The sequence below is a fragment of the Pantoea sp. ICBG 1758 genome (genome assembly GCF_002928325.1).
GTDB lineage: Bacteria > Pseudomonadota > Gammaproteobacteria > Enterobacterales > Enterobacteriaceae > Pantoea > Pantoea eucrina.
The window spans coordinates 1-13,775 of the sequence record NZ_POWL01000002.1 but is presented as its reverse complement, the minus strand read 5'-3'; the positions used below and the strand labels follow the sequence as shown (position 1 = coordinate 13,775).

Annotated in this window: 15 protein-coding genes, 1 tRNA gene and 2 rRNA genes; 14 read left to right on the top strand and 4 right to left on the bottom strand. The window is 54.8% G+C overall.

All coding sequences use genetic code 11. The annotated features are described in order from the left end of the window. Positions 1 to 184 precede the first annotated feature (184 nt). The 10 genes from msrP (at position 185) to fis (ending at position 8,624) form a co-directional block, all read left to right on the top strand. Entirely contained in the window at positions 185 to 1,189 is a 1,005-nt protein-coding gene (gene msrP / locus C1Y41_RS09735; protein ID WP_071669248.1) for a protein-methionine-sulfoxide reductase catalytic subunit MsrP, read from the top strand. Next, on the top strand, positions 1,190 to 1,792 hold the full coding sequence (gene msrQ / locus C1Y41_RS09730) for a protein-methionine-sulfoxide reductase heme-binding subunit MsrQ (RefSeq protein ID WP_104085372.1): 603 nt from the start codon (positions 1,190 to 1,192) through the stop codon (positions 1,790 to 1,792). 232 nt (positions 1,793 to 2,024) lie between these two features. Further along, on the top strand, positions 2,025 to 2,477 hold the full coding sequence (gene aroQ / locus C1Y41_RS09725; protein WP_071669162.1) for a type II 3-dehydroquinate dehydratase: 453 nt from the start codon (positions 2,025 to 2,027) through the stop codon (positions 2,475 to 2,477). A gap of 21 nt (positions 2,478 to 2,498) precedes the next feature. Continuing rightward, positions 2,499 to 2,963, top strand: a complete 465-nt coding sequence (accB, locus tag C1Y41_RS09720) for an acetyl-CoA carboxylase biotin carboxyl carrier protein (protein WP_039380716.1) — start codon at positions 2,499 to 2,501, stop codon at positions 2,961 to 2,963. 11 nt (positions 2,964 to 2,974) lie between these two features. Beyond that, positions 2,975 to 4,324, top strand: coding sequence for an acetyl-CoA carboxylase biotin carboxylase subunit (accC, locus tag C1Y41_RS09715; RefSeq protein ID WP_071669161.1), 1,350 nt, complete (start codon positions 2,975 to 2,977; stop codon positions 4,322 to 4,324). 71 nt (positions 4,325 to 4,395) lie between these two features. Continuing rightward, positions 4,396 to 4,638: a YhdT family protein gene (locus C1Y41_RS09710; RefSeq protein ID WP_071669160.1), complete on the top strand. Its 243-nt coding sequence runs from the start codon at positions 4,396 to 4,398 to the stop codon at positions 4,636 to 4,638. Continuing rightward, the gene (panF, locus tag C1Y41_RS09705) at positions 4,628 to 6,073 is read left to right on the top strand and encodes a sodium/pantothenate symporter (protein WP_104085371.1); all 1,446 of its coding nucleotides are present in this window, start codon (positions 4,628 to 4,630) and stop codon (positions 6,071 to 6,073) included. The genes C1Y41_RS09710 and panF overlap by 11 nt, the downstream gene beginning before the upstream one ends. 11 nt (positions 6,074 to 6,084) lie before the next feature. Beyond that, the gene (gene prmA / locus C1Y41_RS09700) at positions 6,085 to 6,966 is read left to right on the top strand and encodes a 50S ribosomal protein L11 methyltransferase (protein ID WP_039380731.1); all 882 of its coding nucleotides are present in this window, start codon (positions 6,085 to 6,087) and stop codon (positions 6,964 to 6,966) included. Between the two features lie 371 nt (positions 6,967 to 7,337). Then, positions 7,338 to 8,303: a tRNA dihydrouridine synthase DusB gene (gene dusB, locus C1Y41_RS09695; RefSeq protein ID WP_039380734.1), complete on the top strand. Its 966-nt coding sequence runs from the start codon at positions 7,338 to 7,340 to the stop codon at positions 8,301 to 8,303. Between the two features lie 24 nt (positions 8,304 to 8,327). Further along, positions 8,328 to 8,624: a DNA-binding transcriptional regulator Fis gene (gene fis / locus C1Y41_RS09690; protein WP_003855228.1), complete on the top strand. Its 297-nt coding sequence runs from the start codon at positions 8,328 to 8,330 to the stop codon at positions 8,622 to 8,624. Here fis and C1Y41_RS20355 read toward each other — a convergent pair. Continuing rightward, the gene (locus C1Y41_RS20355; protein WP_255402078.1) at positions 8,621 to 8,752 is read right to left on the bottom strand and encodes a hypothetical protein; all 132 of its coding nucleotides are present in this window, start codon (positions 8,750 to 8,752) and stop codon (positions 8,621 to 8,623) included. The genes fis and C1Y41_RS20355 overlap by 4 nt on opposite strands. A 377-nt stretch (positions 8,753 to 9,129) precedes the next feature. Here C1Y41_RS20355 and C1Y41_RS09685 point away from each other — a divergent pair, with 377 nt between their 5' ends. The 4 genes from C1Y41_RS09685 (at position 9,130) to C1Y41_RS09670 (ending at position 13,287) form a co-directional block, all read left to right on the top strand. Beyond that, entirely contained in the window at positions 9,130 to 10,155 is a 1,026-nt protein-coding gene (locus tag C1Y41_RS09685; RefSeq protein WP_071669157.1) for an amino acid ABC transporter substrate-binding protein, read from the top strand. A 68-nt stretch (positions 10,156 to 10,223) separates the two neighbouring features. Next, positions 10,224 to 11,402, top strand: coding sequence for an amino acid ABC transporter permease (locus C1Y41_RS09680; RefSeq protein ID WP_071669156.1), 1,179 nt, complete (start codon positions 10,224 to 10,226; stop codon positions 11,400 to 11,402). A gap of 14 nt (positions 11,403 to 11,416) precedes the next feature. Next, positions 11,417 to 12,517, top strand: a complete 1,101-nt coding sequence (locus tag C1Y41_RS09675; RefSeq protein WP_071669155.1) for an amino acid ABC transporter permease — start codon at positions 11,417 to 11,419, stop codon at positions 12,515 to 12,517. 8 nt (positions 12,518 to 12,525) lie between these two features. After that, complete coding sequence (locus C1Y41_RS09670; protein WP_071669154.1) at positions 12,526 to 13,287, top strand: amino acid ABC transporter ATP-binding protein; 762 nt, start codon at positions 12,526 to 12,528, stop codon at positions 13,285 to 13,287. A 122-nt stretch (positions 13,288 to 13,409) separates the two neighbouring features. Here C1Y41_RS09670 and rrf (C1Y41_RS09665) read toward each other — a convergent pair. From rrf (C1Y41_RS09665) to rrf (C1Y41_RS09655), 3 genes are all read right to left on the bottom strand, one after another. Then, a 5S ribosomal RNA gene (rrf, locus tag C1Y41_RS09665) occupies positions 13,410 to 13,525 on the bottom strand. Positions 13,526 to 13,562: 37 nt separating this feature from the next. Further along, positions 13,563 to 13,638 (bottom strand) — tRNA-Thr (locus C1Y41_RS09660). Positions 13,639 to 13,653: 15 nt separating this feature from the next. Further along, positions 13,654 to 13,769: ribosomal RNA gene (gene rrf / locus C1Y41_RS09655) — 5S ribosomal RNA — on the bottom strand. Positions 13,770 to 13,775: the final 6 nt, after the last annotated feature.

Here is a 13,775-nt window from a genome sequence, read left to right as displayed (position 1 = left end):
CGGCAAGCACGCTGTCGCGCGAGTATAACGGTAAAGTCACGGCGCCTGACTGCCGGGCCGACTTTTTCGTCCTATTCTCAACAGAGGCTGTCTGCCAGGAAATTTCATATTTTCCCCGGCAAAGTGGCATCGCCGATGGGGTTTACGCATCTTAATGATCACTGCTTATCTGCCGGAGAACACCATGAAGTTCAAGCACACTCTCACTGAAGCTGATGTTACCCCGGAAAACATCTTTGCGCTGCGCCGGCGTCAGGTGCTGAAGGCGCTGGGGATTGGCGCTGCCGCTGCGACGCTGCCGGGTAGCGCGCGGGCGGACATTCTGAGCTGGTTTAAAGGAAACGATCGACCGCCGGCACCCGCAGGACGCGATTTGACGTTCACCAAACCCGCACAGTGGCAGGCGGATTTGCCCCTGACGCCTTACGATAAGGTTGCGGGCTACAACAACTTTTATGAGTTTGGCCTGGATAAGGCCGATCCCGCAGCTAACGCCGGCTCACTAAAGACTGAACCCTGGCAGCTGCGTATTGATGGCGAAGTGGCTAAGCCCATGACGCTGGATATGGATGACATTTTTAAACGCTTTGCCATGGAGCAGCGTATCTACCGTATGCGCTGCGTTGAAGCCTGGTCAATGGTCGTGCCCTGGGTGGGCTTTGAACTCAGTAAGCTGCTGAAGCTGGCTGAACCCACCAGCCGCGCACGCTATGTGGCGTTTCAGACGCTCTACGACCCTGAACAGATGCCAGGTCAGAAAGATCGCTTTATTGGCGGCGGGCTCGACTATCCCTATGTTGAAGGATTGCGGCTGGATGAAGCGATGCATCCGCTGACGCTGCTCAGCACCGGTGTCTACGGCAAAGCGCTGCCGCCGCAGAATGGTGCCCCGATACGCCTGACGGTGCCGTGGAAATATGGATTCAAAGGCATTAAATCGATTGTGAAAATCACGCTGACCGCTGAACAGCCGCCGACCACCTGGAGCCAGATTGCCGCCAGCGAATATGGGTTTTACGCCAATGTGAATCCGCACGTTGACCACCCGCGCTGGTCACAGGCGACAGAGCGTTTTATCGGCGCGGGCGGCCTGCTCAACGTAGAGCGGCAGCCTACGCTGCTGTTTAACGGTTATGCACGTGAGGTTGCGTCACTCTATCGCGGGCTCGATCTGCGGGAGAATTTTTAAATGCGACTGACCCTGCGACAGGTTACCTGGCTTAAAGTGGTGCTGCACCTGGCCGCCCTGCTGCCGCTGGTCTATCTGGTGCTTTCGGCTGCTCAGGGCTGGCTGAGTGCCGATCCGGCCAAAGATATTCAGCACTTTACCGGCAGAATGGCGCTGAAGCTGTTGCTGGCAACGCTGCTGGTCACTCCGCTGACGCGCTATCTCAAACAGCCACTGCTGATCCGCACCCGCCGGATGCTGGGTCTCTGGTGCTTTGCCTGGGCCACGCTACATCTGATCAGCTACTGGCTGCTGGAGCTGGGCTTTACGCATCTGCGCCTGCTCGGCAGTGAAATTTTCGCCCGCCCCTATCTGCTGCTGGGTATGATCAGCTGGGTGGTGCTATTTGCGCTGGCGATAACCTCATTTCAGCGCGCGCAGCGCAAGCTGGGCAGACGCTGGCAAACGCTGCATAACGCTATCTATCTGGTAGCGATCCTCGTTCCCATTCACTATCTCTGGTCAGTCAAAGTCCTGTCACCACAGCCGTGGCTCTATGCGCTGGCAGCCGCGCTGCTGCTGGCGTGGCGCTATAAAAAGTTACGCAAAAGCTTCAGCCGCTGATTTTCCTGAGGTTGTTTTCTCCCCCCGCTTTCTGTTAAAACGTGTGGCCTTCGGGCCGCACCGGATCAACTTCGCAGATAAGACCAGTATTTTGCTGCGAATTGTCCCGAAACGGATATAATGCCCGGCTTTATTGCAAGCAAACCCTTCTTTTTCACTCTCAAGGGTGACAAATGAAGGATGTCGCGGTATTTTACGCGATGCCCTAATGATTGCAGGAGATAGCCGCAAGATGGCGCATAAATTTCACATACTGTTGTTGAACGGTCCCAACCTGAATTTGCTGGGAACGCGCGAGCCTGACAAGTATGGTCACGCCACGCTGGCTGATATCGTCAGCGATCTGGCGCAGCAGGCTGACCAGCACCATGTGAAATTGAGTCATTTGCAATCGAACGCAGAATATCAGCTGATCGATCGTATTCACGCCGCGCGCAGCGATGTGGATTACATCATCATCAATCCGGCTGCGTTCACGCACACCAGCGTTGCGCTGCGTGATGCTTTGCTGGCGGTAAGCATACCTTTTATCGAGGTGCATCTCTCCAACGTGCATGCACGCGAGCCGTTCCGGCACCACTCCTATCTTTCCGATGTATCTGCCGGCGTCATTTGTGGACTTGGCGCGGATGGGTACGCGTGGGCTTTACAAACGGCGATAAAACGCCTGTCACATTCCAATTAAACAGAGTACGGAACCACACTCATGGATATTCGTAAAATTAAGAAACTGATCGAACTGGTTGAAGAGTCCGGCATTGCTGAGCTGGAAATCTCTGAAGGCGAAGAGTCAGTTCGCATCAGCCGTTCACCTGCCAATGTCGGTTATCCTATGATGCAGCAGGCTTATGCTGCACCTGCTCCGCAGCCTGCACTGGCCGCTGCCGTTGCGCCGGTTGCTGCCGCTCCGGTTGAAGCCGCTAAGCCTGAAGTCAGCGGTCACATTGTCCGTTCACCGATGGTCGGCACCTTCTACCGCACCCCAAGCCCGGACGCAAAAGCGTTTGTGGAAGTGGGTCAGAAAGTGAACGCTGGCGATACCCTGTGCATCGTTGAAGCGATGAAAATGATGAACCAGATCGAAGCCGATAAATCCGGCGTTGTGAAGGCGATCCTGGTAGAAAGCGGCCAGCCGGTTGAATTTGACGAGCCGCTGGTCGTCATCGAATAACGAGGCGAAGCATGCTGGATAAAATTGTCATTGCTAACCGTGGTGAAATCGCGCTGCGCATTCTGCGTGCCTGCAAAGAGCTGGGCATCAAAACCGTAGCGGTCCACTCCACGGCAGATCGCGACCTCAAGCACGTGCTGCTGGCAGATGAAACTGTCTGCATCGGCCCGGCGCAGTCGGTCAAAAGTTACCTGAATATTCCGGCCCTGATCTCTGCCGCTGAAATTACCGGCGCAGTTGCGATCCATCCGGGATATGGCTTTCTGTCTGAGAACGCTGATTTTGCTGAGCAGGTTGAACGTTCAGGCTTTATCTTTGTGGGTCCGAAAGCGGATACGATCCGCCTGATGGGCGACAAAGTTTCTGCTATTACCGCGATGAAAAAAGCGGGCGTACCGACCGTTCCGGGTTCAGATGGCTCACTGACTGATGATATGGATAAAAACCGCGCTATCGCGAAGCGTATCGGTTATCCGGTTATTATCAAAGCCTCTGGCGGCGGCGGCGGACGCGGTATGCGCGTTGTACGCCATGAAAAAGATCTTGAGCAATCCATCGGCATGACGAAAGCGGAAGCCAAAGCGGCTTTCAATAACGACATGGTCTACATGGAAAAATTCCTCGAGAACCCGCGCCATATCGAAATTCAGGTGCTGGCCGATGGCCAGGGCAACGCCATCTATCTGGCGGAGCGCGACTGCTCCATGCAGCGTCGCCACCAGAAAGTGGTGGAAGAAGCACCTGCACCAGGCATCACGCCGGAACTGCGTCGCTTCATCGGCGAGCGCTGCTCTAACGCCTGCGTGGAAATTGGCTATCGTGGAGCCGGTACTTTTGAGTTCCTGTATGAAAACGGCGAGTTCTACTTTATTGAGATGAACACCCGTATTCAGGTTGAACATCCGGTTACCGAAATGATCACCGGCGTTGACCTTATCAAAGAGCAGCTGCGTATTGCTGCCGGTCAGCCGCTGTCGATCAAACAGGAAGATGTGGTCGTACGTGGTCATGCGGTGGAATGCCGTATCAACGCCGAAGATCCTAATACCTTCCTGCCAAGCCCGGGTAAAATTACGCGTTTCCACGCGCCGGGTGGCTTTGGTGTACGCTGGGAATCGCACATTTACGCTGGCTACACCGTGCCGCCGTACTACGATTCCATGATTGGCAAACTCATTACTTACGGCGAAACCCGTGAAGTGGCGATCGCCCGCATGAAAAATGCACTGGCTGAGCTGATCATCGACGGCATCAAAACCAACGTCGAGCTGCAGATGAAAATCATGTCCGACGAAAACTTCCAGCAGGGTGGCACCAACATCCACTATCTGGAGAAAAAACTCGGCCTGCACGAAAAGTAATCGCAGCGCAGAGCACGACAGAGGCCGGTTAATCCGGCCTTTTTTATTGTTATCGCCTGTGAGGTTATCTGATGGATGGGCGTTTTCTACAAGCGAACAAAGAGGCGCGCTGGTCGCTGGGCCTCGCTCTCGCATATCTGCTGGTGTGGGCCCTGTCTGCCTGGCTCGGCGGGACGCAAAGCGGAATATCTGGCCTGCCCCGCTGGTTCGAACTCTCCTGCATATTTGCACCGCTACTGTTTACCGGACTCTGTGCGCTGATGGTCCGCGTCATTTTCCGTGATATGTCACTGGAGGACCGTGATGGAGAGTGAGATCCTTCTGCCGCTGCTGGCTTACCTGGTTCTGATCGCCGTGCTATCGGTAATCGCCATGCGCAAACAGCGCCAGGGCAGTTTTCTGACCGAATATTTTCTCGGCAGCCGCTCCATGGGCGGGTTTGTGCTGGCCATGACGCTGACCACAACCTATATCAGCGCCAGCTCATTTATAGGGGGGCCCGGTGCCGCCTATAAATATGGTCTGGGCTGGGTACTGCTGGCGATGATTCAGGTGCCTGCCGTCTGGCTATCACTGGGCGTGCTCGGCAAGAAATTTGCCATTCTGGCCCGGCGCTATAACGCAGTAACGCTCAACGATATGCTTTATGGTCGCTATCGCAGCCCGCTGCTGATCTGGCTGGCCAGTATCAGCCTGCTGGTGGCATTTATCGGTGCCATGACCGTGCAGTTTATCGGCGGCGCTCGCCTGCTGGAAACGGCGGCGGGCATTCCTTACGATACGGGCCTGCTGATTTTTGGCGGAACTATCGCCCTTTATACGGCTTTCGGGGGCTTTCGCGCCAGCGTGCTGAACGATGCGATGCAGGGGCTGGTAATGCTGGCTGGCACGTTTCTGCTGCTGTTTGCTGTTATTCATCATGCCGGCGGGCTGAGTCACGCGGTCAGCACGCTGCGCGCTATCGATCCGCAACTGGTGTCGCCGGAAGGGGCAGGCAATGTGATTACACCTGCCTTCCTCAGCTCATTCGCCGTACTGGTCTGCTTTGGCGTTATCGGTTTGCCACATACCGCCGTACGCTGCATCTCTTACAAAGACAGCAAGGCGATGCATCGCGGGATCATTCTCGGCACCATCGTGGTGGTGATCCTGATGCTGGGGATGCATCTGGCTGGCGCGCTGGGACGTGTGGTATTGCCTGACCTGACCATACCTGACCAGGTGATCCCGACGCTGATGATTACCGTACTGCCGCCGATGGCAGCCGGCATTTTTCTTGCCGCGCCGATGGCGGCCATTATGTCGACCATTAACGCGCAGCTCCTGCAGGCATCCGCTACGCTGATCAAAGATCTCTATCTGCGTCTTGCGCCCCGGCAGAGTGAAAATGAAGCGCGGCTGCGCATGCTCTCCGGCACGATTACTTTTGTGCTGGGCATCCTGCTGCTGCTGGCGGCCTGGAATCCGCCGGATATGATCATCTGGCTTAATCTGCTGGCGTTTGGCGGGCTGGAAGCGGTCTTTCTGTGGCCGCTGGTGCTGGGTCTCTACTGGGAGCGCGCCAATGCTGCCGGAGCCATCAGCGGTATGATCGCCGGTGCCGTAAGCTATACGCTGCTCGCCAGCCTGAATATTGAGTGGTGGGGACTCCACCCTATTGTTCCCTCGCTAACCCTGAGCCTGCTCGCTTTTCTGGCAGGTAACCTGTTTGGCAGCGCGTCTGCGACGCACGACGCTGCACTGAAATAAAGAGAAACGCTATGCCATGGATTCAAATCAAGATTAACAGCACCGGAGAACAGGCTGAGCCGCTGAGCGATGCTCTGATGGAAGTGGGTGCCGTCTCGGTGACGTTTCAGGACACGCACGACAATCCGGTGTATGAACCTCTTCCGGGTGAAACCCGACTGTGGGGTGATACTGATGTCATTGGCCTGTTTGACGCCGAAAGTGATATGGATGAGGTGGTAGCCGCACTGCGTCTGCAGCCGGTGCCGGGATCGACCTTTCACTACAAGATCGAGCAGATCGAAGATAAAGACTGGGAGCGCGAGTGGATGGACAACTTCCATCCGATGCGCTTTGGTGAACGCCTGTGGATCTGTCCAAGCTGGCGGGATGTTCCCGATCCGGACGCGGTCAACGTCATGCTCGATCCCGGCCTGGCCTTCGGCACCGGAACTCACCCTACCACGTCACTCTGCCTGAGCTGGCTGGATGGTCTCGATCTGCAGGGCAAAACGGTGATCGACTTTGGCTGCGGCTCCGGCATTCTGGCGATCGCCGCGCTCAAGCTGGGTGCCGCACAGGCGATTGGGATCGATATCGATCCGCAGGCCATTCAGGCGAGCCGTGATAATGCTGAACGCAACGGCGTGGCAGATCGCCTGTCGCTCTACTTGCCACATCAGCAGCCTGAAAACCTGCAGGCTGACGTGGTGGTCGCCAACATTCTGGCGGGCCCGCTGCGCGAACTGGCACCGCTGATTGGCGTTCTGCCAAAAGCAGGCGGCTACCTTGGTCTTTCTGGCGTACTGGCCAGTCAGGCAGAAAGCGTTTGTGAAGCTTATGCTGAGCGCTTCGCACTTGATCCGGTCGCGGAGAAAGAAGAGTGGTGCCGTATTACCGGACGCCTGCGTTAGTTTTTACCCCAGGTCTGCAAGCGCAAGCCTGGGGTTTCTTCGGAACAGATAGCATGCGGTACCGGCACTGCCTTCGGACAGAATAATTTTGTATTAAATTTGCGCAAATAGCCGTTAATTCTGTGGTTAATTCGTTAAAATCGCGGCTTTTATATCGCGTTTTGCGGTCTGAATTCAGAAAAATGTTTGTTCACAATTTCGCCTTAAATATTTAACCTAATGATTTTAAAAGACTATTATGAGAGGCGGGTTGATGGCAGCGCAGACGCTTTAATGTTAAGAGGCTGTTGTTCAAAGTTTGGCCTTTCATCTTCCGGAAAAAATGCGTAATATACGCCGCCTTGCGAACAGTTAGGGTCACTTCTTTTTTCATGCGCATTGGACACCACCAGCTACGTAATCGCCTCATTGCTGCGCCTATGGCCGGAGTAACCGACAAGCCATTTCGCACACTCTGTTACGAGAACGGCGCCGGTATGACTGTCTCCGAGATGCTGTCATCTAACCCGGAAGTCTGGGCCAGTGACAAATCCCGGCTGCGTATGGTGCATAGTGACGAGCCCGGCATTCGTGCCGTGCAAATTGCTGGCTGCGATCCCGATGAGATGGCTGCCGCCGCGCGAATTAACGTTGCGTCTGGCGCGCAGGTTATCGATATCAATATGGGTTGTCCGGCTAAAAAAGTGAATCGTAAGATGGCTGGCTCCGCGCTGCTGCAGCATCCGCAACTGGTAGAATCGATTCTCCGTGCGGTCGTTAATGCAGTAGACGTACCGGTTACGCTGAAGATTCGCACCGGCTGGGACAAAGAAAATCGTAATTGTACAGAGATTGCCCAATTGGCTGAACGTTGTGGCATTCAGGCTCTCACCATTCATGGACGCACCCGCGCCTGTTTGTTTGAGGGGCAGGCTGAATACGACAGCATTCGGACAGTTAAGCAGAGCGTTTCCATTCCGATTATCGCGAATGGGGACATAACTGACCCGCATAAAGCCAGGGCAGTGCTCGACTACACCGGGGCAGATGCTCTGATGGTAGGACGTGCTGCTCAGGGAAGACCGTGGATCTTCCGGGAAATCCAGCATTATCTGGACACAGGGGAGCTGCTTGCACCAAAGCCGCTGGCAGAGGTGAAGCAAATGCTGATTGGACATATACGGGAGCTGCACGACTTTTACGGTCAGCGCAAGGGATACCGTATTGCCCGAAAACACGTTTCCTGGTATTTGCAGGAAAGTGCCCCTGACGACCAGTTTCGGCGCACATTCAACGCCATTGAGGATGCCAGCGAACAGCTGGAGGCGTTGGAGGCATACTTCGAAAATCTTGCGTAAACGAAATAAAGAGCTGAAAGAACTATGTTCGAACAACGCGTAAATTCTGACGTACTGACCGTTTCTACCGTTAACTCACAGGATCAGGTGACCCAAAAGCCACTGCGTGATTCGGTTAAACAGGCACTGAAGAACTATTTTGCTCAACTGAATGGTCAGGATGTTAGTGATCTGTATGAGCTGGTACTGGCTGAAGTTGAGCAGCCTCTGTTGGACATGGTAATGCAGTATACCCGTGGCAACCAGACCCGTGCAGCCCTGATGATGGGTATCAACCGTGGTACTCTGCGTAAGAAGCTGAAAAAATACGGCATGAACTAATTGTTCGTTGCTGCGATAACGCCAGCCTCCGGGCTGGCGTTTTTGTTTCTGTCGCCGCTTCCGCTCATCACCTCAGGTGAAACAGTTACCGCCTGAATGGTAACTATCGTTGCAATCTCCTGCGTCATTTTTACTGCTCCCTCTCCTGCGTAAATCTGCGGGCTGTTCACACGTGCCTGCCACTATCCCCGGTCACTGCTGCGTTTACCCATAGCGGCATTAACTGGTCCGGCTAATGAGCGGTAGCTCACACTGCGCTCCAATAGTGAAACTATTTGCACTATTTGTGATCGCGGCGACTCGTCATGCCGCCTTTTGGTGCGCGATAGTAACCGCACGTTACTTCCTGCCCTTTTCTGACGCTCTTTCCTGAAGAATTCAGCCCGCTGCAAACCTGGCATCAGCTTTGCAACAGGCTGGATGGCTAATTGCCACCGACAGACAGCAGTGCACTACAAAGTGCGCACCACAATAACAACAGACGAACCGCCACACAGGATGCTTTATGAAAAAGATGATGCTCTCCACCCTGATTGCCGCTGCCACGCTGCTGAGCGTGACTCAGCAGGCGCATGCAGGTACCACTCTGGACGCAATTAAAAAGAAAGGGTTTGTGCAGTGTGGGATCAGTGATGGACTGCCTGGTTTCTCGTACGCAGATGCCAGCGGCAAATTCACGGGTATTGATGTGGATGTCTGCCGCGCCGCCGCCGCTGCCGTGTTTGGCGATGCCGGCAAAGTTAAATATACCCCGCTGACGGCTAAAGAGCGCTTCACTGCGCTGCAGTCGGGCGAAGTGGATATCCTGTCGCGTAATACTACCTGGACCTCTTCACGCGATGGCGGAATGGGCTTTCTGTTTGCCGGCGTAAACTACTATGACGGCATTGGCTTCCTGACGCATAAGAAAGCGGGACTGAAAAGTGCCAAAGAGCTGGATGGCGCAACGGTCTGTATTCAGGCGGGTACCGATACCGAACTCAATGTCGCCGACTATTTCAAAGCGAATAAAATGCAGTACACCCCGGTCACCTTTGACCGCTCCGATGAGTCAGCCAAAGCACTTGATAGCGGCCGCTGCGATACACTCTCCTCCGATCAATCCCAGCTCTATGCGCTGCGTATCAAGCTGGGCAAGCCTGACGAATTTATTGTACTGCCGGAAGTGATCTCCAAAGAGCCGCTCGGGCCGCTGGTACGTCGCGGTGACGACGACTGGTTTACGATTGTTAAGTGGTCGCTGTTTGCCATGCTGAATGCCGAAGAGATGGGCATCAGCTCAAAGAACGTCGATCAGATGGCAGCAAAACCGACCACGCCTGACATGGCGCATCTGCTGGGTGCAGAAGGCGACTTTGGTAAAGACCTGAAACTTGATAACAAGTGGGCCTATAACATCATCAAGCAGGTGGGCAACTATCAGGAAATTTTTGACCGCAACGTCGGTAAAGATAGCGCGCTGAAAATCGCACGCGGACAGAATGCGCTCTGGAATCAGGGCGGTATTCAGTACGCACCGCCGGTGCGCTGATTTACTGCTGTGCCAGTCGGGCACCGCGTCCTGCGGTGCCCACGCGTATCTATCATTGAGGTTTCAACATGTCGCAACGCCCAACCGTGAAAAGGGATTTTTCATTCGGTAACCCTGCGGTTCGCGCCTGGCTTTACCAGTTTGTCGCGATTATTGCGGTAGTGGCCGTGGTGGGATATTTAATCCACAACACCATTATCAATCTGGCTAACCGCGGCATTACGTCAGGTTTTGGCTTTTTGGAGCGCAGTGCCGGTTTTGGTATTGTTCAGCATCTGATTGACTACACCGAGGGAGATACATACGCCCGGGTCTTTATGGTCGGGCTGACCAATACCCTGCTGGTCTCTGCACTTTGCATCGTCTTTGCATCCCTGCTTGGCTTTGCGGTAGGCCTGGCGCGCCTGTCCGATAACTGGCTGCTGCGTAAGCTCTCTGCCATTTATATTGAGACGTTCCGTAATATTCCGCCGCTGCTGCAGATTTTCTTCTGGTACTTTGCCGTACTGCGTAATCTGCCGGGTCCGCGCCAGGCGCTAAACGCCTTTGACCTCGCCTTTGTCAGCAATCGTGGCTTGTATATTCCATGGCCCCAGTATGCACCTGGTACGCTGCCGTTTCTGGTTGCGCTGGCGTTAAGCATTATCGCCAGCCTGGCGCTGTTTCGCTTTAATCGTAAACATCAGCTGAAAACCGGTCAGCTGCGTCGTACCTGGCCCGCTGCAGCCGGGCTCATTGTGCTGCTGCCGCTGATTGCTCATACCCTGTTCGGCGCGGGCGTGCACTGGGATGTGCCTGAGCTACGCGGATTCAATTTCCGCGGTGGCTTTGTGATGATCCCGGAGCTGGCGGCGCTGACGGTGGCGCTCTCTATTTATACCTCTTCATTTATTGCTGAGGTGATCCGCGCCGGTATTCAGTCAGTACCACATGGCCAGAGTGAAGCAGCGCGCTCGCTGGGACTGCCGAATCCCGTGACGCTACGTCAGGTCATTATTCCTCAGGCGATGCGCGTCATTATTCCTCCGCTGACCAGTCAGTATTTAAACGTAGTCAAAAACTCGTCGCTGGCCGCCGCTATCGGCTACCCCGATATGGTGTCGCTTTTTGCCGGTACGGTGCTGAATCAGACCGGCCAGGCAATAGAAACCATTGCGATTACCATGGCGGTTTATCTCATCATCAGCCTGACCATTTCCCTGCTGATGAACCTCTATAACCGCAAAATTGCGCTGGTTGAGCGTTAAGAGAACGAAACACTATGTCTGTGACAACGCATGAAACGCCGCCGGTAAGCAGTAATCTGCTGCAGAAGAGCTGGAGCTGGGCGCGCAAAAATCTCTTTTCCGGCTGGCTGAATACCCTGCTTACGCTGGTCAGTCTGTGGCTCATCTGGAGTGTTATTCCACCGGCACTGAACTGGCTGATATTTCAGGCAAACTGGCTGGGTGAAACCCGTGCTGACTGCACTAAAGCGGGGGCCTGCTGGGTGTTTATCCATGCGCGCTTTGGTCAGTTTATGTATGGACTCTATCCGCACGAACTGCGCTGGCGAATCAACCTGGCTCTGGTTATCGGTTTACTGTCAGTCATTCCGCTCTTTATCCGCGCCATGCCGCGCCGTGGCCGCTATCTGGCCTGCTGGGCGGTGCTCTATCCGATCGCGGTGTGGCTACTGCTTTATGGCGGCTATTTTGGTCTGGAGCGGGTGGAAACCCGTCAGTGGGGCGGCCTGACGCTGACGCTGATTATCGCATCCGTTGGTATCGCCGGCGCATTACCGCTGGGTATTCTGCTGGCACTGGGCCGGCGCTCAAACCTGCCTGTGGTGCGTACGCTATCCGTTATTTTTATTGAGTTCTGGCGTGGCGTACCGCTGATCACCGTGCTGTTTATGTCCTCTGTCATGCTGCCGCTGTTTATGGCGGAAGGCACGACTATCGACAAACTGGTTCGGGCGCTGGTTGGCGTGATTCTGTTTCAGTCCGCCTATGTGGCGGAAGTGGTGCGCGGCGGTCTGCAGGCACTGCCAAAAGGCCAGTATGAAGCGGCTGAATCGCTGGCACTGGGATACTGGCGGACGCAGGCGCTGGTGATCCTGCCGCAGGCACTTAAGCTCACGATCCCCGGACTGGTGAATACCATTATCGCACTCTTCAAAGATACCAGTCTGGTGATCATTATCGGCCTGTTTGATCTGTTCAGCAGCGTGCAGCAGGCCACGGTCGATCCTGCATGGCTGGGCATGTCCACAGAAGGCTATGTCTTTGCTGCACTGGTCTACTGGATTTTCTGTTTTAGCATGTCGCGCTATAGCCAGTATCTGGAGAAGCGTTTTCACACCGGGCGTAAAGCGCACTGAGGTTTACTATGACATCCACAATAACGACGGCGGCTAACGCTATGATGATTACGCTCGAAAACGTGAACAAGTGGTACGGACAGTTTCACGTGCTTAAGGATATTAATCTGCAGGTTAAACCGCGTGAGCGCATTGTACTCTGCGGCCCGTCAGGCTCAGGAAAATCGACCACTATTCGCTGTATCAACCATCTGGAAGAGCATCAGCAGGGACGTATCGTCGTGGACGGTATTCATCTTAACGATGACGTGCGTAACATCGAACGGGTACGCACCGAAGTCGGCATGGTGTTTCAGCACTTTAATCTGTTCCCGCATCTTACCGTTCTGCAGAACTGCACGCTGGCCCCTGTCTGGGTGAGAAAGATGCCGAAGAAGGAGGCGGAAGCGCTGGCGATGCACTACCTTGAGCGGGTGCGCATCGCCGAACATGCACATAAGTTTCCGGGTCAGCTCTCTGGTGGTCAGCAGCAACGTGTGGCGATAGCCCGTTCGCTCTGTATGAAACCCAAAATTATGCTGTTTGACGAGCCGACTTCAGCCCTTGATCCTGAGATGGTAAAAGAGGTGCTGGATACCATGATTGGCCTGGCAGAAGATGGCATGACCATGCTGTGTGTGACGCATGAAATGGGATTTGCACGTACGGTGGCTGACCGGGTGATATTTATGGATCGGGGAGAGATCGTAGAGATGGCGCCGCCAGAGGAGTTCTTCGCTAATCCACGCTCAGAGCGTACCCGCGCGTTTCTGTCGCAGGTTATTCACTGATCTCAGCGCCCTTAGCTCTGCCCCTGCCATGCAGCAGGGGCTTTTTTATGGCTGCGCGTTTTTATCCTGCCAGGCAAAAACAAAAAAGCCCTGAACTTTCGTTCAGGGCTTCTGTGTTTGGTGCCTGGCAGTTCCCTACTCTCGCATGGGGAGGCCCCACACTACCATCGGCGCTACGGTGTTTCACTTCTGAGTTCGGCATGGGGTCAGGTGGGACCACCGCGCTAGTGCCGCCAGGCAAATTCTTTTACCCGAACTCATGCTTTTTTTAAAACTGGTGCTGATACCCAGAGTCGAACTGGGGACCTCACCCTTACCAAGGGTGCGCTCTACCAACTGAGCCATATCAGCACGCTTTAATTGGATGCCTGGCAGTTCCCTACTCTCGCATGGGGAGGCCCCACACTACCATCGGCGCTACGGCGTTTCACTTCTGAGTTCGGCATGGGGTCAGGTGGGACCGCCGCGCTGTGGCCGCCAGGCAAATT